Here is a 16439-nt window from a genome sequence, read left to right on the forward strand (position 1 = left end):
CTTTGCGCATCGAGACCACCACAATCCGGCCCACCATGAAATTCATCCAAGCCATCGAGGCGAGCATCGCCACCTGACATCGCCCTCGATCGCGTTCGGAAGGCGTTGCGCCTTCCGGTCTCCAACCCCGGCAGGTTCGTCCCTCCGGGGTTTTGTTTTTTCAGAGTTCACTTCACGTCATGCGTACCTACGACAAGCTGATCGCCACGATTCCCCTGCGCCGGAGCGTGGATTCCGTGCGCCCGGGCTCCGGCCGCCGCATCAGCAGATTGCACATCTCTCGTCGCTAGCCTTCAGGCGAATCCTGCCTGGGGCTGGCGCGTCGTCACCCAGGCTTCCGAAGCGCAACGAGCGCTTCGGTCAGAAAGATTCGTCATGAACCCGAAACTCAGAAACATCCGCAACATCGGCATCATTGCCCACGTCGATGCGGGCAAGACCACCACCACCGAACGCATCCTGTTCTATGCCGGCGAGAGCCATCGCATCGGCGACGTGAGCCGTGGCACGGCCCGCATGGACTTCGAGCCGCAGGAGCAGAAGCGCGGCATCACCATCAGCAGCGCGGCCATCACGGTCCGCTGGAACGCAACGCAGATCAACCTGATCGACACGCCCGGCCACATCGACTTCAACATCGAAGTGAACCGTTCGCTGCGTGTGCTCGATGGTGCCGTGGTCGTTTTCGACGGCGTTGCAGGCGTGGAGCCACAGACCGAGACGAATTGGCGCCTCGCGGACAAGTACCGCGTGCCGCGCATCGCCTTCGTCAACAAGCTCGACCGGCTCGGCGCGGATTTCCTGCGCGTGGTCGCGATGATGGAAGAACGCCTCGGCGTGAAAGCCGTGGCGGTGCAACTGCCCATCGGCGCGGAAGGCGACTTCCGCGGCGTGATCGACCTGATCGGCATGCGTGCGCTCGTCTGGGACAAGGACGATGCCAGTCAGCCGTACCGCGTGACGGACGTGCCGGCCGATGCCTTGGCCTCGGCGCTGCACCATCGCGCACGGCTCGTGGAACTGGCGGTCGAGCAGGACGAGGCATTGATGCACGCCTACCTGGCTGGCGAAGAGCCGACGCCCGACGTGCTGCGCATGTGCATCCGCAAGGGTGTGCTGTCGGGTGCCTTCGTGCCCGTGCTCGCCGGTTCGGCGTTCCGCAACCGTGGCGTGGAGCCCCTGCTTGACGCCGTCGTGGACTGGCTGCCGAAACCCGGCGAGGTGGAGATGCCATGCGACCCCGCAGCGCCCTTTGCGGCCCTTGCGTTCAAGGTCGTCACCGACGACCACGGCGCGATGGTGTTCGTGCGGGTCTATGGCGGCCGGCTGCGGCGCGGCGACACGATGCTCAATGCGAGCACCGGGCGAAGCGAGCGTGCGGCACGGCTGTACGAAGTGCAGGCGGACGACCGCATCGAGCGCGACGAACTCGTGGCTGGCGACATCGCAGCCATCGTCGGGCTGAAGGACACGCTGACCGGTCACACGCTGTGCGACCGGAACCATCCGGTGCATCTGGAAGAGATCAGCGTGCCGGAGCCTGTGATCCATGTCGCGATCGAGCCGAAGGCGAAAGCCGATCAGGCGGGGTTGTCGAAGGCGTTGCAGGCCATGCTGCGCGAGGATCCGAGTCTGCAGCTTCGCCAGGATGCCGAGTCGGGGCAGACGATCCTGTCGGGCATGGGCGAGTTGCAGCTCGAAGTGTCCGTCGAGAAGTTGCGAGCGAAGTACGGCGTCGAAGTGTCGGTGGGGCGGCCTCAGGTGGCCTACCGGGAAACGATCACACAGGAAGTGGAGGTGAACCATGTTCACAAGAAGCAGACCGGAGGCCCCGGTCAGTTTGCAGAGCTGAGGCTTCGCCTCGCGCCCAAGGCGCGGGGCGAGGGCATTGCGTTCGAGAGTCAGGTGGTGGGGGGTGTCATTCCGCGCGAGTTCATTCCCGCTGTGGAAGCCGGCATCCGCCGCGCCGCGCAATCGGGCGTGGTCGCCGGCTATCCCTGTGTGGACTTCGTGGCCACGCTGGTGGATGGCAGCCATCATGAGCGTGACTCGTCGGCCATGGTCTTCGAGCTGGCAGCCGCCGCGGCATTCCGCGAGGCGGCTGGCAGGGCAAGACCGCAGGTGCTCGAGCCGGTGATGGCCGTGGAAGTCATCACGCCGGCTGACCACTTGGGCGATTGCATCGGCGATCTTCACCGACGCCGCGGCACGGTGCGCGGCCAGACGATGCGTGGCAACGCGGCCGTCGTCGAGGCGCATGTGCCACTGAAGGAGATGTTCGGCTACATCGGCAGCCTGCGTGCGTTGTCTTCGGGCCGCGCGCAGTACTCGATGCAGTTCGATCACTACCAGGTGGCGCCTGCAGATGAAATGGCCCAGCTCGTTCAGAGCTAGTCGGCCTTGAAAGGGCGGTCCAAACGGATCGCCCTTTTCTTTTTCGCGCCTACAAAGATGAGCGAAAGCAAGACAGCCTTCACGCCACGACAAGCGCCCGGCAGGAGGCGGTGCGGTGTGGGCGGCCCCTCTGTGCCGCCGAGGAGCGCAGTGTTTCGCGGATCAGGGCTCGCAGCTGTTTGAGCGAAGCGAGTTCTGCGAGACCCCGCGAAACGCGAGCACCGCAGGGCAGCCGCGAAGCGGCCGGCACAGTGGGGCCGACCGCGCCGCACCGCCTGTCGGGCGCGCTCCCGAGAGAGCGCGAACCCAATCACCCCTTGTTCGGATTCAGCAGGAATTTCTCCCCGGTAGCCTGCTTCCCATACACCCCGATCGCATCGAGCTGCAGCGCCTCGACCAGCGACACCTCCCGCGTGTAGTGGCTCGCAAACGTCGTCTTCAACTCTGCGATCACGCGCGAACGCAGCCGCTGCGTGCCTTCATCGCCCAGCTTCTGCAGGAACGGGAACAGCAGCCAGCCGCCCATGCCCCAGGCCATGCCGAAGTTGCGCACGAACTCGGTCGGGCTGCGGTCCAGGCCGCCGTAGATGTAGACCTGCTTGTGCGTGGTCGAGCCGTAGCGGCTGTATTCCTTGGCCGTGCGGTTCAGCGCCGCTTCCATGCAGCCGAGGATCTGGCCGGCCAGCTTGCCGCCGCCGGTGGCGTCGAAGGCCAGCGTGGCGCCGGTGGCGACTAGGGCGTCGGTCAGTTGTTCGAGGAAGTCCGGCGAACTGGCGTTGCAGACGTACTTCGCGCCGATGCCGCGCAGCAGCGCTTCCTGCTCGGGCTTGCGCACGATGTTGACGAGGTCGATGCCGTCCTTCTGGCAGATCTTGTTGAGCATCTGGCCCAGGTTGGACGCGGCCGCGGTGTGCACCAGCGCCTTGTGGCCTTCGCGCTTCATGGTCTCGACCATGCCCAGCGAGGTCAGCGGGTTCACGAAGCACGACGCGCCCTCGGCCGGCGTGGTGCCCGCCGGCAGCTCGAGGCACATCGCCACGGGCACTGCGCGGTACTGCGAGTACATCGCGCCGCCGATGGCCGCCACGGTCTTGCCCAGCAGCGCCTGCGCGGCCGGCGACGAACCGGCCTTGACCACCACGCCTGCGCCTTCGTTGCCCACCGGCATCGACTGGTCGAGCCGCGCCGCCATCGAGGCGCGCGCGCGTTCGGGCACGGTGGCGGTGACGACGGGGCGATCGGCGGTGCCGGAGGCCACGGCGGTGCTCATGTCGGCGGCGCCGAAGAGCAGGCCCAGGTCCGACGGGTTCATCGGCGAGGCCTCGACGCGGATCACCACCTCGTGGGCCTGCGGTTCGGGCACCGGGTCGTCGTGCAGGGAGAGTTCGAGTTCGCCGTTGGAACGGACGAGGGAGCGCAGTTGGAGTGCCATGGGAAAGCCCCTGTGAAAGGTCGTTCGGAGATGGCCATCGGCCACGGGGCGGCCAGTATAGGAGCGGGTGCGCGCGGCTGCTGGCGCCTTCAAGACACCATGGGCACCGCCGGGGCATGGGCCAGCGCATGGCGCATCCGCAGCGGATCGAGCCGCTCGATGTAGCGCGGGATGTTGCGCCACAGCGTGTGGTACCCATAGCCGCCGCGCAGCATCTCCTGGCGCGCGCTGTCCTTGTCCCAGTCCTGCACGGCCATGCGGTAGACGGCCGCCACCACGCCCGTGCGGTCGGCGCCGTGCATGCAGTGGATGAGCACCGGCCCCTGCTTTTCGGCCTCGCGCATCGCGACCAGCGCGCGCAGCACCTTGGCGTCATCGATCGACCAGGTGTTGATCGGCACGCGCACCAGCCGGATGCCGCTGCCGGCAAACACCTTCCGGTCGTCGTTGAAGGAACGCAGGCTCACGACGGTGCGGATGCCCAGCGACTGCAGCGCCGCCACGTTGGCGCGGCGCGGCTGCGCGCTGCGGTACAGCGTGGGCGTGATGCGGTGCAGGTTCTCGACCTGCAGGGCGTCGAGCGGATCGGCCCAGTGGCCGGGGCGCAGGTCGGCGGTGTCTTGCTTCATCGCGCGCGGCGCGGCCAGTGGCGACGCACCAGGATCAGCAGCGCCACCGCGAGCCCGCCCCAGTAGTCGACCGGCGCGCCCCACAGCCAGTGCTTGTGCCAGAAGGCCTTCACGGGGTTGAAGTTCTCGAAGCCGAAGGCCGGGTTGATGAGAAACCACAAAAAGTCTTCGCAGACCCAGAACACGATCAGCCCCGCGAGCGCCAGCCCCCAGTCGCGCAGCGTCCAGCGCCCCTGGAAGGCCAGTGGCGAGAAGAACACCAGCATCATGAAGGTGAACACCCAGGCGTGGTACCCCGTCATCGCGCGGCCGCCCCAGAACAGGTCGAGCCAGATGTTGTTCTCGATGCGCCACGTGGGCAGCGAGGTGGCCCAGCCGGCGCCGCCTTCGATCTGGATCTCGGCGTTGGCGAAGAAGAGCGCCATCGTCACGACCCACGCGAGGTAGACCAGCGTGCGGCCTATGTGCGGCCGTGGCTCCGTAGCGTTGCCGCTCATTCGGCAACGCCCAGCACGCGCTGCAGCACTGCGCGCGCGGCCTGCGGCTTGCCCAGCGCGCGGCTGCGCGCGGCCATGGCCGCGAGCTTGGCGGGGTCGGCCATGAGGCGCGCCACCTTGTAGTCCAGGCCGATGGCGTCGTACGCCAGCCAGGCGGCGCTTTCTTCCATGAGGAAGCCGGCGTTGTGCTCTTCCTGCCCCGGAATCGGCGAGATCAGCAGCATCGGCTTGCCCAGCGCCAGGCACTCCGACACCGTGAGGCCGCCGGGCTTGGTCACGACCAGGTCGGCCGCGGCCATCATCTTGTGCATCTCGTTCGTGAAGCCGACGGCCACCACGCGGCCCGGATGGCGCTGCGACAGCGCCTCGAGCCGTGCGTGGGCCTCAGCGTTGCGGCCCGCCACGGCGATGACCTGAAAGGGCGTGTCGCCGCCCAGCGCCAGCACGCGCTCCACCATGCTCGGCAGGTCGCCCACGCCGGCACCGCCCGAGGCCATCAGCAGCACCGGGCGCGCAGGGTCCAGGCCCAGCGCACTGGCGCAGGCCGCGTGCGCGAGTTCCGGCGCATCGGGCTCGGAAAAGGCCGGCATCACCGGAATGCCCGTGACGTGCACGCGCTCGGGCGGAATGCCGCGCGCGCGCAGCCGGAAGGCGACTTCTTCCGTGGCCGCGAGGTAGCCCGTCATGCCTGGCACCAGCCACATGTTGTGCAGGTCGTAGTCGGTGATCTGCAGCCACACGGGGCACTCGATGCGGCCCCGGTTGCGTTCGCGCATCAGCAGCTCGGCCGGCAGGAAGTGGGTGCAGATCACGGCGTCGGGCTTGGCGCGGCGGATCTCGCGCACCAGCGCCCCGGTGCTCAGGCGTTCGATGCCGCGGCGCAGCCGCTGCGAGGGCGCGTGGTGCGGCGTGACGTCGGTGCGCTGGTGCAGGTACGACCACAGCTCAGGCGCGCGGTTCACCAGCTGCAGGTACCAGTCGGTGTACACCTTGCGAAAGCCCGCCGGCACATGGGCCATGGCGTCGACATGCACCGCGGTATGCGGCGCGAACGACTGGGCGAGGGTGGCTTCAAGCGCCTGGGCGGCGCGCACATGGCCGTTGCCGGCGCTCACACTGAGGATCAGGAGTTTGGTCATGGATTCGGCGGTCTGGTCGCCGGATTATGGACATGCCATGTGGCACGGCCGGTGCACACGCGCCGTGCTGGAAGGATCACCGCCTCAGAGCGGCGCCCGCGACGTGACGAGCTGATTCACGCCTGCGGCCGCCCGCTCGCGAATCGCCTCGAAGGTGGTGTTCGCGACGATGCGTCCGTTCTCGAACACCGTTTGCAGCAGATCGACCTGGCCGCTCGCCAGCGCTTCCTCGCGCAGCGTCTGTACTTCGCCGCGCGCATTGCGCACCAGCGCGAGCCGCCCCTTCTTCGAGGCCTTGTTCACATCGCCCACCGGCGACTTGTAGACATCGCGCCACTCGCTGTTCACCTGCATCGCCGAGCACTTCATCGCCCATTGCATGGTGTCGCGGTTGACCTGCTGCAGCAATCCGCCGCCCATGCCGAAGGAGATGTTTTCGGTCGAGAAGCCGTTGTGGAAGAAGTTCGAGAGGCACAGCCGCAGCGAGTCGAGGTTGACGCCGTCGCCCTGGATGATGCGCACGTTGTTCAGCACGCGGAACCCCTTGGCATTCGTCGTGGTGCCGAAGCGTTCGGCCAGGATCTGCGCCACCTTGAGCGTGGTTTCGGCCGGGTCGCCCGAGTCGGGCCGCACCACCAGCGTCGCGCCCGAGGCCACCACCTTCGCCTTGAGCTCGTCGCCCCAGATGCGCGCGCAGGCGTTGAAGATGTCGTAGCTGTCGCTCACCACGGCGAAGGTCGTGCCGGGCTTGGCGAACTGGTCGACCATGTTGCTGTACGCGTCGGACTCATGGTCGCGGCCCCAGCCCGTGATGGTGCTGTGCTCGGCCGCGGGAATCGAGAAGCCCGCCACGTCGCAGTCGTAGTAGCGCCGCGCCGCCACCAAGGCGGCCAGCGTGTCGGTGCCCATGAAGTTGACCAGGTGGGCCATGCCGCCGAGCGCCGCCGACTCCAGGCTCGACACGCCGCGTGCGCCGAAGTCGTGCAGCCTGAACGCGATCTGCCCTTGCGGGTCGTCGCAGGTCGCTTCGAGGTAGCGCAGCAGCGTGGTGCGTGCAGCGGCCGAGAGCGTGGCCACCGTGGTCGGATACCAGATGGCGCGCAGCAATTCGGTTTCGAGAAAGCTCGTGACCCAGAAGAATTCGGGGTCGGTGTTCTCGATGGTCGCGAGCACGTTGTGCACCGGCAGCACGCTGCCCTCGGGGACCGCGCGGATGCGCACGGGCATCAGTCCGTCGTGCTTCTCGATCAGCCGCAGCCACCCTTCGCGGTTGAAGGGTTCGCCGTGCACGGCCATCATCGCGGCGGCCTCCTCGACGTCGCTGCGCGTCACCGGTGTCTGCAGGTACTCGCGCAGGTACGCCTGCAGGCCGAAGAACAGCGAATGGCTGAAGAGCCCGCCGCGCGATTCGATGTAGCTGTGCACGGTCTGCGTACCGGGCGGGTACTGCATCCAGTGCGACACCTTGTAGGAGTCGGTGCGCAGCAACAGGTTGTTGCCCAGGGGCGAGGAGGTGAGGTTGCGGTTCATGTGAAAGCTCCTTTCACGTGGGCCCCGTCAACCGGAGCCCGTTCTTGCTGACAAAGCCTGGTCGTTCAGTTCTTGCCCAGGCCACCCAAAAAATGGTTTGCGATGAAGTAATGGTCTTCGTAGATGCGGTCCGGCATCCCGAGGAACTCGGCAATCGGCACCCACCGCACGGCGGCCGCGTCGTCGTCGGCACGCACGTCCGACAGGCCCGTCCACTGGTTGTGGGCCAGCTCGAAGAAGAAGCCGTGCGTGATCGTGCGGCCGCGCTGCGAGCGGTCGGGCGCATCGAACACATGGCTGGCCTTCATGCTGCCGTTGAGCACGGGCACGGGCACCTTGAGGCGGGTTTCTTCCTTCAGCTCGCGGATGGCCGCGTCCTGCAGCCGCTCGTGCTGTCCGACGAAGCCGCCGGGCAGCGCCCACGTGCCCTTGCCGGGATGGAACTTGCGCTGCACCAGGAGGATGTGGCCGGCCTCGACCACGATGGCATCGACCGTGGTGTAGATCGGCGGAAAGTCGCTGCCTGCGTAGCGGTACTTGTCGCGGTAGTCGACGAGGAAGGCGCGCTCGTCGCAGAGCTCGGCATAGTCGGCGGTGCCGGTGAACTTGTCGAGGAAGGCGGCGGTGCCGTCGGGCAGGTCGGCGCGTGCGAGCTGGCCGCGGTTCTCGGGGTCGAAGTAGAGGTTGCGCACGTCGGTGGCGTTGAGGCTTTCCACGCTGTGCTGGCCCACGAACTCCCAGTGCGGGAAGAGCTTGAGGTAGTAGCTGGAGCTGTCCTTCAGGTGTCCCACCAGCGCGACCTTGGCCCGCGCCGCGGGCACGAGGCCATCCTGCTGGATCAGCCGCTCGACGGCAGACTGGATCGACGCGATCCAGATCTGGTCGTTGTAGGGCGAGTCGCCGACGCCGACGACGCTCACGCGCATCTGCTCGCTGCCGCGCAGGCACGCGCGCACCATGCGCTCGCGTTCATCGAAGGTGAAGGGGTCTTTGACGCTGCGGGGCTTGCGGTCGGAGCCGACCACCACGATGACCCGATCGGCGGCGCGAAGGCCTTCTTCGATGAGTCGCTGGTGGCCGAAATGAACGGGCTGGAAACGCCCGATGACGATGGCGTACTGAAACTTGCGTGTGTTTGGCATGCTCACTTGGGAATCCCCCAAAAAGGGCGCAATCAACTTGCGCCTAGATTCAGGATAGCACCGGTGCGACGCATCGATCAAGTGTTCTTGGCCCCACGGGGCAGGCGGCCGATGGCAAACGGCCAGATACTCGCAGGGCGCATTTGCTAGGATTCGCCCCCCCATGACCGAGCCCTCCACCTCCCCCCACGCGCCCGTGCGCCTCAACAAACGCATGGCCGAACTCGGCCTGTGCTCGCGCCGCGAGGCGGACGACTGGATCGCGCAGGGCTGGGTGCGCGTCAACGGCAAGCCCGCCGAGATGGGCGTGAAGGTCACGCCCAACGACCGCATCGAGGTCGACAAGGCCGCCAAGGGGCAGCAGGCGAACCAGGTCACGATCCTCATCAACAAGCCCATCGGCTACGTCAGCGGGCAGGCCGAGGACGGCCACGAGCCGGCGGTCACGCTGTTCACGCCGCAGAACCGCTGGTCGGAAGACAACGCGCGCTTCTTCTTCGGCCCGCAGCAGCTGCGCGGCCTGGCGCCGTGCGGGCGGCTGGACATCGACTCCACCGGCCTGCTCGTGATGACGCAGGACGGCCGCATCGCGCGCCAGCTCATCGGCGAAGACTCGACGATGGACAAGGAATACCTCGTGCGCGTGGCCTACCACGGCCTGGACCAGCCCGCGCCCACCGGCCAGCTGGTGCGCCTGGACGACGACGACCCGGTCACCACCAACGTGCAGGCGGTGTTTCCGCCCGCCATGCTGGCCCGGCTGCGGCACGGCCTGAGCCTGGACGGCCAGGCGCTCAAGCCGGCGCGCGTGGAGTGGCAGAACCCCGAGCAGTTGCGCTTCGTGCTCACCGAAGGCAAGAAGCGTCAGATTCGCCGCATGTGCGAGCTGGTCGGCCTCAAGGTGGTGGGCCTGAAGCGCGTGCGCATCGGCAAGGTGATGCTGGGCAACCTGCCGGTGGGCCAGTGGCGCTACCTGGCGCCGCACGAAAAATTCTGACGACCTGGCCATGGCCGCGGTGCTGAGCCGTCGCGCGCTGAACCGGGCCACGCTCGCGCGGCAGATGCTGCTGGCGCGGCGCAAGGCGAGCGTCGCGCAGGCCATCGAAAAGCTGGCCGGGCTGCAGGCGCAGGCGCCCAACCCGCCCTACGTCGGCCTGTGGAGTCGGCTCGAAGGCTTTCACCGCGCGCAGCTGACCGACGCGCTGAAGAACCGCCGCATCGTGCGCATGTCGACGCTGCGCGCCACCCTGCACCTGATGACCGCTTCGGACGCGTGGGCCTGGCGGCCGTTGCTCGAGCCCGTGCACCAGCGCGGCCTGTCGGGCCTGCATGCGCGGGCCCTCGAAGGCATCGACCGCGCGGCCGTGGTGAAGGCGGGCCGCGCGCTGCTGGGCGACGGGCCGCTCACCGGCACCGCCCTCGGCCAGGCGCTCGCGATGCGCTGGAAAGACCACGCGCCGGCCTCGCTCGCCGCGCTCATCCGCAACAACGTGCCGCTGGTCCACCTGCCGCCGGCGGGCAGCTGGAATTCGCACCAGAACGCGCTGCTGCAGCCGCTCGGTGATTGGCTCGGCGATGCCACCGCCGAGATCGCCGCCGCCACGCAAGACGACCTGCTGCTGCGCTACCTCGCCGCCTTCGGCCCCGCGACGCTGGCCGATGCCGGCGCGTGGTCGGGCCTCACGGGCTGGAAGGCCGTGGCCGATCGATTGAGGCCGCGGCTGCGCGTGTTCATTGGCGAGCAGGGCCAGGAACTCTTCGACCTGCCACGCGCGCCGCGCCCCGACCCCGACACGCCCGCGCCGCCGCGCCTGGTCGCCGAGTGGGACAACCTGCTGCTCTCGCACGCCGACCGCCGCCGCGTGCTCGACGAGGCGCACCGCGCCCGCGTCTTCACCATCAATGGCATCGTGCGCGGCACGGTGCTGCTCGACGGCTTCGTGGCGGGCACCTGGAAGATCGAACGCGCGACGCAGGCGGCCACCGTCGTTCTGGAACCCTTCACGCGCTGGTCGGCGGCCGACCGGCGCGGCGTGGAGGAAGAGGCGCTGCGCCTGCTGGCCTTCGCCACGGACACAGAGAACGAGCGGCACGCCGTCCGCGTCCTGCGGCCCTAAGCCCCGCCTAAGTCTTCGCGCCTACGCTGCGCCGAGGCGCAGGGCCCCTGACGATCATCCCGGTCGCGTGCTACCTTGCGCGCAAAGGAGTCGCCGCGATGCGCGTGCTGCTGGTGGAAGACGACGAAATGATCGGGCGCAGCCTGAAGCAGGCGCTCGAGGGCGCGGGCTGGTCGGCCGACTGGGTGCGCGACGGCGAGCTGGCGCACAGCGCGCTCGGCGACGGCGGCTACACCTGCGTGCTGCTCGACCTGGGCCTGCCCCGCCAGGACGGCACCGAGGTGCTGCGCCGCGCGCGCGAACGCGGCGATGCGACGCCCGTGCTGGTGCTCACCGCGCGCGATGGCCTGGACGACCGCATCCACAGCCTCGACCTCGGCGCCGACGACTACCTGCTCAAGCCCTTCGAGTTCCGCGAGCTGCTCGCGCGCATGCGCGCCGTGGTGCGCCGCCGCGACGGCGCCGCGCATTCGCTGATCGGCACCGCCGCGCTGCAGCTGGACCTCACGACCCGCGAGGTGGCCGTGAACGGCGTGCGCGAGGCGCTCACCGCGCGCGAGTTCGCGCTGCTGCATGCGCTGCTGGAGCGGCCCGGCGCCATCCTCTCGCGCGAGCAGCTCGAGAACCGCATCTACGGCTGGGGCGACGAAGTGACCAGCAACGCCATCGACGTGCTGATCCACGGCATGCGCCGCAAGCTCGGCGCCGACGCCATCCGCAACGTGCGTGGGCTCGGTTGGCGAGTGGCCGCATGACCGGTGCCCGCCGCTGGTGGCGCCCGCGTTCGCTGCGCACCCAGCTGCTGCTGTGGCTGGTCACGCTGCATGTGGTGGCGGCGGTGCTCACGGCGTGGTTCTCTTTCCTGGCCTACGGCAACCTCGTGCACAACGCACTCGACGACCAGATGCGGCTGGTGGCCGAGTCGTACGCGGGCAACGACCCGCCCAAGACCCCGCGCGCGATGGACGGCGAGGCGGCCTTCTCGCGCGGCGCCTTCGTGGTGCAGATCTGGAGCGCCGACGGCGCCACCTTGCGCGCGAGCTCGTGGCCCGCGCTGTCGGTGCCGCTGCAACCGGGCAACGGCTTCAGTGACGTGCACGCCGAAGGTCCCGCGCATTCGCGCTGGCGCGTGTTCACTGCCGAGCCCGCGCCGCATGCCGACGCGCCGCGCGTGCAGGTGCTGCAGAACGAGGACTACCGCCATCGCCGCGCGCTGCGCCGCGCCCTGCTCGAAGGCCTGCCGATCGCGCTGCTGCTGCCGGCGGCGCTGCTGGTGCTGTGGCTCATCGTGTCGGCCGCCTCGCGCTCGCTGCGCGGCGTGGCGCGCGACGTGGCCTCGCAGGACGAGCGCCGCCCCACCGAGCTGTCGCTGGCGCGCGTGCCCGACGAGATCACGCCGCTGGTGGGCGCCTTCAACCACCTGCTGTCGCGCGTGCGCAGCGCCTTCGCCACGCAGCGGCGCTTCGTGCAGGACGCGGCGCACGAGCTGCGCACGCCGATGGCCGCCATCGGCCTGCAGATCGAGAACCTGCGCGCGCACGTGCCGGCCGGCGAAGCCACCGAGCGCTTCAACCAGCTCGAGGCCGGCGTGACGCGCGCGCAGCACCTCATCGAGCAGCTGTTGCAGCTGTCGCGGCAGGACGCACCGCCGTCGGATGCGCCGGGCGAGCGGGTCGACATCGAGGCGCTGCTGCGCGACAGCCTGGGCCAGCGCATGGTGCTGGCCGATGCGCGGCGCATCGACGTGGGCTTCGAAGGTTTGACCGGTGCGGTGGTGGCCGCGCCTGCGATCGAGTTGCGCAGCGTGTTCGACAACCTGATCGACAACGCGCTGCGCTATGCGCCCGAAGGCGGCGTGGTCGATGTGCGGTTGCATCGGGTCGACGGGCAGGCGGTGGTCGACGTGCTCGACAACGGGCCGGGCATTCCGCCGGCCGAACTGGAGCGCGTGTTCGACCGCTTCTTCCGCGTGCCCGGCGCGGCGGCGGGCGGCAGCGGTCTGGGTCTGGCGATCGCGCGCACGGCGGCCGAGCGGCATGGCCTGCGCATCGAGCTGCGCAACAGGGACGACGGGCCGGGGCTGAGGGCGCGGGTGCTGCTGCCGACGTAGTCATCGCGTGGTGCTCACTCCGGGCTCATTCTTCGCTCACGCTGGCCTCAGTCAGGCTGCCTAGAGTGGCTGCAGGTCCTGCTGCGCGCGGTCCGCGCGACGGCACCGGACCGGAGACAACCTGCCCTCAGGAGAACACACCATGCGCACTTCGTTCAAGCTTCTCGCCGTTGCTTCCTTCACCGCGTTCGCGGCGCTGGGCACGGTCAACGCCTCCGCCGAAACCACCGACGGTTCGGACTTCCACCCGCTGCAGTTGAATTCGCCGGAGAACCCGGAGGTGCAGGCCGGCGCGATGGCGGCGGCACGTCCGAGCGGCACGGAGCCCATTGGGCAGTCGACGTCGGCGCCGGCGATCAACGGGATGACCCCGGTGTCCGACATCCAGGCCGGCGCCTATGCGGCGTCGCATCCGACCGGCACCGAGCCCATCGGGCAATCGACTTCACTGCCGATGGTGAAGTCGGGCAGCGGAAGCTGATTCCGCTGCCGGGGACTTACAAGTTCAGTCGTCGTTGCTGCTGAGCAGTGCGCGGTAGATCACCGCGCCGATGATCGCGCCCACGATCGGGGCGACCCAGAACAGCCACAGTTCCGACACCGCGTACGACGGGCCGAACAGCGCCGGGCCGGTGCTGCGCGCCGGGTTCACCGAGGTGTTGGTCACGGGGATCGACACCAGGTGGATCAGCGTCAGGCACAGGCCGATGGCCATGCCCGCGAAGCCGGCCGCCGCGCGCTTGGCGGTGGCACCCAGGATCACGATCAGGAACACGGCGGTCATTACCACTTCGCTGATGAGTGCGGCCGTCATGCCGTACTTGCCGGGCGAGTGCTCGCCGTAGCCGTTGGTGGCAAAGCCGCCGATGTCCGCGCCCGGCTTGCCGGTGGCGATCAGGTACAGCACGCCGGCCGCCGCGATGGCGCCCAGCACCTGCGACACGATGTAGCCCGGCAGCTGCCCGGCCTTGAAGCGGCCCGCGGCTGCGAGGCCGATCGACACGGCCGGATTGAAGTGGCCGCCCGAGATCGGACCGAGCGCATAGGCGCCCGTGACCACCGTCAAACCGAAGGCCAGCGAGACGCCGAGCAGGCCGATGCCGACGCCCGGAAAGGCCGCTGCCAGAACTGCGCTTCCGCAGCCTCCGAGCGTGAGCCAGAAAGTACCAATGAATTCTGCAGACCACTTTTTGTAGGTACTGTGTTCCATAACGCTCCATCCTGAAGTTGAGAAAGCACGCACGGCGGGAGCCGAACGCGGGCCGCATTCTAGGAACGGGAAATGGAGGCGTCGAGCAAACCGGCGCGCTTAGCGGCAACTGTTCACGAATGCTGTGGATTTGTGCAGTGCGTCATTTGCAAATGGGCGGGCGAGGGCGGGGCTGCGTCACATCGTCGTCATGCCATCGTCACGACGACCTTGCCGAACGCGCCGCGTTCCAGATGGTCGAGCGCGGCGGGCAGCGCATCGAAGCTGTAGCGCGCGGCGATCACCGGCTTCAAAGCATTCGCATCGACCGCGCGCACCAGCTCTTCGAGCGCACGACGATGGCCGACGCCGATGCCCTGCACCGTCACGCGGCCGAGCACCATCGCGTAGAACGACGCGCTCAGCGTGTCGCCGCCGAGCATGCCGATGATCGACACGCGCCCGCCCTGCTTCACGGCCTGCAGCGAGCGGTCGAGGTCGGGGCCGCTGGAGAGTTCGAGCACGTGGTCGGCGCCGCGTCCGTGCGTGAGCCGGCGCACCTCGGCGGGCCAGTCGCTGTCGCGCGCCAGCACGTGCGTGGCGCCGAGCGCGCGTGCCGCGGCCTGCTTGTCGGCGCTGCCCGTCACCACGATGGCCTGCGCGCCATGCAGCCGCGCAAGCTGCAGCCCGAACAGCGCGACGCCGCCGGTGCCGTGGACCAGCACCGTCTCGCCCGCGCGCAGGGCGCCGGTCTCCACCAGCGCGAACCACGCCGTGAGGCCGGCACACGGCAGCGTGCTGGCTTCCTCGAGGCTCAGCGTGGCGGGCGCGGCCACGGCCCAGTTCGCATCGATGCACACGTGCGAGGCCAGCATGCCCGGCCCGGGGCCGCCGAGCAGCGTGGTGTCGGCGTGCCAGTGGCTGTCGGTCCAGCCGCCCCAGAAGGTGTTGATCACGCGGTCGCCCACGGCGAAGCGGCGCACGCCGGGGCCCACGGCCATCACCGTGCCTGCCATGTCCGAGCCGAGCGTGAAGGGCAGGTCGAGCGCCATGCCCATGCCGTCGCGCACCATGAGCAGGTCGCGGTAGTTGAGCGCCACCGCGCCCACGCGCACGAGGATCTGGCCCGCGCCGGGCGAGGGCATCGGCGCCTCGGCTTGTTCGAGGTGGGCGCGGCCCAGTCGGGGAAGCTGCCAGCGGCGCAGCACGTCGGGTTCTTGCATCGGAAAAGGCTCCATCGGAAAAGATCGGCCTCGATGCTATTGACGATGAAAACGATCCGGTGGTGGATAATTTTCCGAAGAATGGTGCTTGAAAGTATCCAATGAGCCAACGCCTGCAAGGCATCGAGGAGTTCGTCGCGGCGGTGGAGGCGGGCAGCTTCGCGCTCGCCGCGCAGCGCCTGCACGTCACCCGTTCGGCCGTCGCCAAGAGCATCGCGCGGCTCGAGGCGCGGCTGGACACGCGCCTGTTCCTGCGCACCACGCGCAGCCAGAGCCTCACCGAGGAAGGGCACGGCTACTACGAGCGCTGCCGCCGCGCGCTGGCCGAGCTGGAGGCGGCCGAGGCGCTCACCGACGCCGCGCGCCACACGGCCGCCGGCCTCGTGCGCCTGAGCATGCCGGCGATGCTGGGGCGGCTCAAGGTCGGGCCGCTGCTGCTGGCATTGGCGCGCCAGCATCCGCAGCTGTCGCTGGAGCTGGCCTTCAACGACCGGCGCGTCGATCTCGTGGAAGAGGGGCTCGACCTGGCCATCCGCAGCGGCGAGCTCGACGACAGCGCGGGCCTCGTGGCGCGGCCGGTCGGCGTGCAGTGGATGCTGCTGTGCGCCGCGCCCGCGTACCTGGCCGAGCACGGCCATCCACGCGACCTCGCGGCACTGGTCGCGCCGCACGAGGCCGTGTACTACGCCCGCGACGGGCAGGTCTCGCCCTGGCGCTTTCGCGAGGGCGACGCGGTGGTGGAGGCCGCGCTGCCCTCGCGGCTGCGCTGCGACAGCGCCGAGGTGCTGCTGGAAGCCGCCATCGGCGGCATGGGCCTGGCGCGGCTGCCGGCCTGGCTGGCGGCCGACGCGCTCGCGGCCGGCACGCTGGTGCGCGTGTTCGAGGAGCCCGAGCCTTTCGGTTTTCCGCTGCACGTGATCCGCACGCCGAGCCGCTATCTGCCGCTGAAGACGCGTGTGGTGATCGACTGGCTGGTGGCGCACCTGCCGCCGCTGCTGGCGGCGCGCTGACCTCAAGCACCCACGCCGGCGCTATCC

General features: G+C 69.0%; 15 protein-coding genes. 7 read left to right on the forward strand and 8 right to left on the reverse strand.

The window, feature by feature from the left end:
• Positions 1 to 375 precede the first annotated feature (375 nt).
• Complete coding sequence (gene fusA / locus AC1RL8_RS28250) at positions 376 to 2394, forward strand: elongation factor G (RefSeq protein WP_492686934.1); 2019 nt, start codon at positions 376 to 378, stop codon at positions 2392 to 2394.
• Positions 2395 to 2704: 310 nt separating this feature from the next.
• Here the strand turns inward: fusA and AC1RL8_RS28255 are convergent, their stop codons facing one another.
• The 6 genes from AC1RL8_RS28255 to AC1RL8_RS28280 all read right to left on the reverse strand — a co-directional run bounded on the left by AC1RL8_RS28255 (position 2705) and on the right by AC1RL8_RS28280 (position 8763).
• Positions 2705 to 3826: a zinc-binding dehydrogenase gene (locus AC1RL8_RS28255; protein WP_492686935.1), complete on the reverse strand. Its 1122-nt coding sequence runs from the start codon at positions 3824 to 3826 to the stop codon at positions 2705 to 2707.
• A gap of 89 nt (positions 3827 to 3915) precedes the next feature.
• Positions 3916 to 4455, reverse strand: coding sequence for a dual specificity protein phosphatase family protein (locus AC1RL8_RS28260; RefSeq protein WP_492686936.1), 540 nt, complete (start codon positions 4453 to 4455; stop codon positions 3916 to 3918).
• On the reverse strand, positions 4452 to 4952 hold the full coding sequence (locus tag AC1RL8_RS28265) for a hypothetical protein (RefSeq protein WP_492686937.1): 501 nt from the start codon (positions 4950 to 4952) through the stop codon (positions 4452 to 4454). The genes AC1RL8_RS28260 and AC1RL8_RS28265 overlap by 4 nt, the downstream gene beginning before the upstream one ends.
• Complete coding sequence (locus AC1RL8_RS28270; RefSeq protein ID WP_492686938.1) at positions 4949 to 6091, reverse strand: MGDG synthase family glycosyltransferase; 1143 nt, start codon at positions 6089 to 6091, stop codon at positions 4949 to 4951. The genes AC1RL8_RS28265 and AC1RL8_RS28270 overlap by 4 nt, the downstream gene beginning before the upstream one ends.
• 84 nt (positions 6092 to 6175) lie before the next feature.
• Positions 6176 to 7621, reverse strand: a complete 1446-nt coding sequence (locus AC1RL8_RS28275; RefSeq protein ID WP_492686939.1) for a nicotinate phosphoribosyltransferase — start codon at positions 7619 to 7621, stop codon at positions 6176 to 6178.
• Positions 7622 to 7686: 65 nt separating this feature from the next.
• The gene (locus AC1RL8_RS28280) at positions 7687 to 8763 is read right to left on the reverse strand and encodes a bifunctional nicotinamide-nucleotide adenylyltransferase/Nudix hydroxylase (RefSeq protein ID WP_492686940.1); all 1077 of its coding nucleotides are present in this window, start codon (positions 8761 to 8763) and stop codon (positions 7687 to 7689) included.
• Positions 8764 to 8926: 163 nt separating this feature from the next.
• Here AC1RL8_RS28280 and AC1RL8_RS28285 point away from each other — a divergent pair, with 163 nt between their 5' ends.
• The 5 genes from AC1RL8_RS28285 to AC1RL8_RS28305 all read left to right on the forward strand — a co-directional run bounded on the left by AC1RL8_RS28285 (position 8927) and on the right by AC1RL8_RS28305 (position 13471).
• Positions 8927 to 9760, forward strand: coding sequence for a pseudouridine synthase (locus AC1RL8_RS28285; RefSeq protein ID WP_062480682.1), 834 nt, complete (start codon positions 8927 to 8929; stop codon positions 9758 to 9760).
• Positions 9761 to 9770: 10 nt separating this feature from the next.
• Entirely contained in the window at positions 9771 to 10880 is a 1110-nt protein-coding gene (locus AC1RL8_RS28290; protein ID WP_492686941.1) for a winged helix DNA-binding domain-containing protein, read from the forward strand.
• 98 nt (positions 10881 to 10978) lie between these two features.
• Positions 10979 to 11635 carry a response regulator gene (locus AC1RL8_RS28295; protein WP_062480678.1) on the forward strand — a complete coding sequence of 219 codons (657 nt, stop codon included), beginning with the start codon at positions 10979 to 10981 and terminating at the stop codon, positions 11633 to 11635.
• Positions 11632 to 12990 carry a sensor histidine kinase gene (locus AC1RL8_RS28300; protein ID WP_492686942.1) on the forward strand — a complete coding sequence of 453 codons (1359 nt, stop codon included), beginning with the start codon at positions 11632 to 11634 and terminating at the stop codon, positions 12988 to 12990. Before AC1RL8_RS28295 ends, AC1RL8_RS28300 begins: the two co-directional genes overlap by 4 nt.
• A 142-nt stretch (positions 12991 to 13132) precedes the next feature.
• The gene (locus tag AC1RL8_RS28305; RefSeq protein WP_307637602.1) at positions 13133 to 13471 is read left to right on the forward strand and encodes a hypothetical protein; all 339 of its coding nucleotides are present in this window, start codon (positions 13133 to 13135) and stop codon (positions 13469 to 13471) included.
• 24 nt (positions 13472 to 13495) lie between these two features.
• On the opposite strand, the gene aqpZ is transcribed toward AC1RL8_RS28305, so the two are convergent.
• Together aqpZ and AC1RL8_RS28315 are read right to left on the reverse strand one after the other, a co-directional pair.
• Complete coding sequence (gene aqpZ, locus AC1RL8_RS28310; protein WP_095747097.1) at positions 13496 to 14200, reverse strand: aquaporin Z; 705 nt, start codon at positions 14198 to 14200, stop codon at positions 13496 to 13498.
• A gap of 188 nt (positions 14201 to 14388) precedes the next feature.
• Positions 14389 to 15402, reverse strand: a complete 1014-nt coding sequence (locus AC1RL8_RS28315) for a zinc-dependent alcohol dehydrogenase family protein (protein WP_492686943.1) — start codon at positions 15400 to 15402, stop codon at positions 14389 to 14391.
• Positions 15403 to 15503: 101 nt separating this feature from the next.
• Between AC1RL8_RS28315 and AC1RL8_RS28320 the strand changes: the two genes are divergently transcribed.
• Entirely contained in the window at positions 15504 to 16412 is a 909-nt protein-coding gene (locus tag AC1RL8_RS28320) for a LysR substrate-binding domain-containing protein (RefSeq protein WP_492686944.1), read from the forward strand.
• The last annotated feature ends 27 nt before the right edge of the window (positions 16413 to 16439 follow it).

The organism is Variovorax sp. GW822-FHT04E09, from assembly GCF_058800845.1.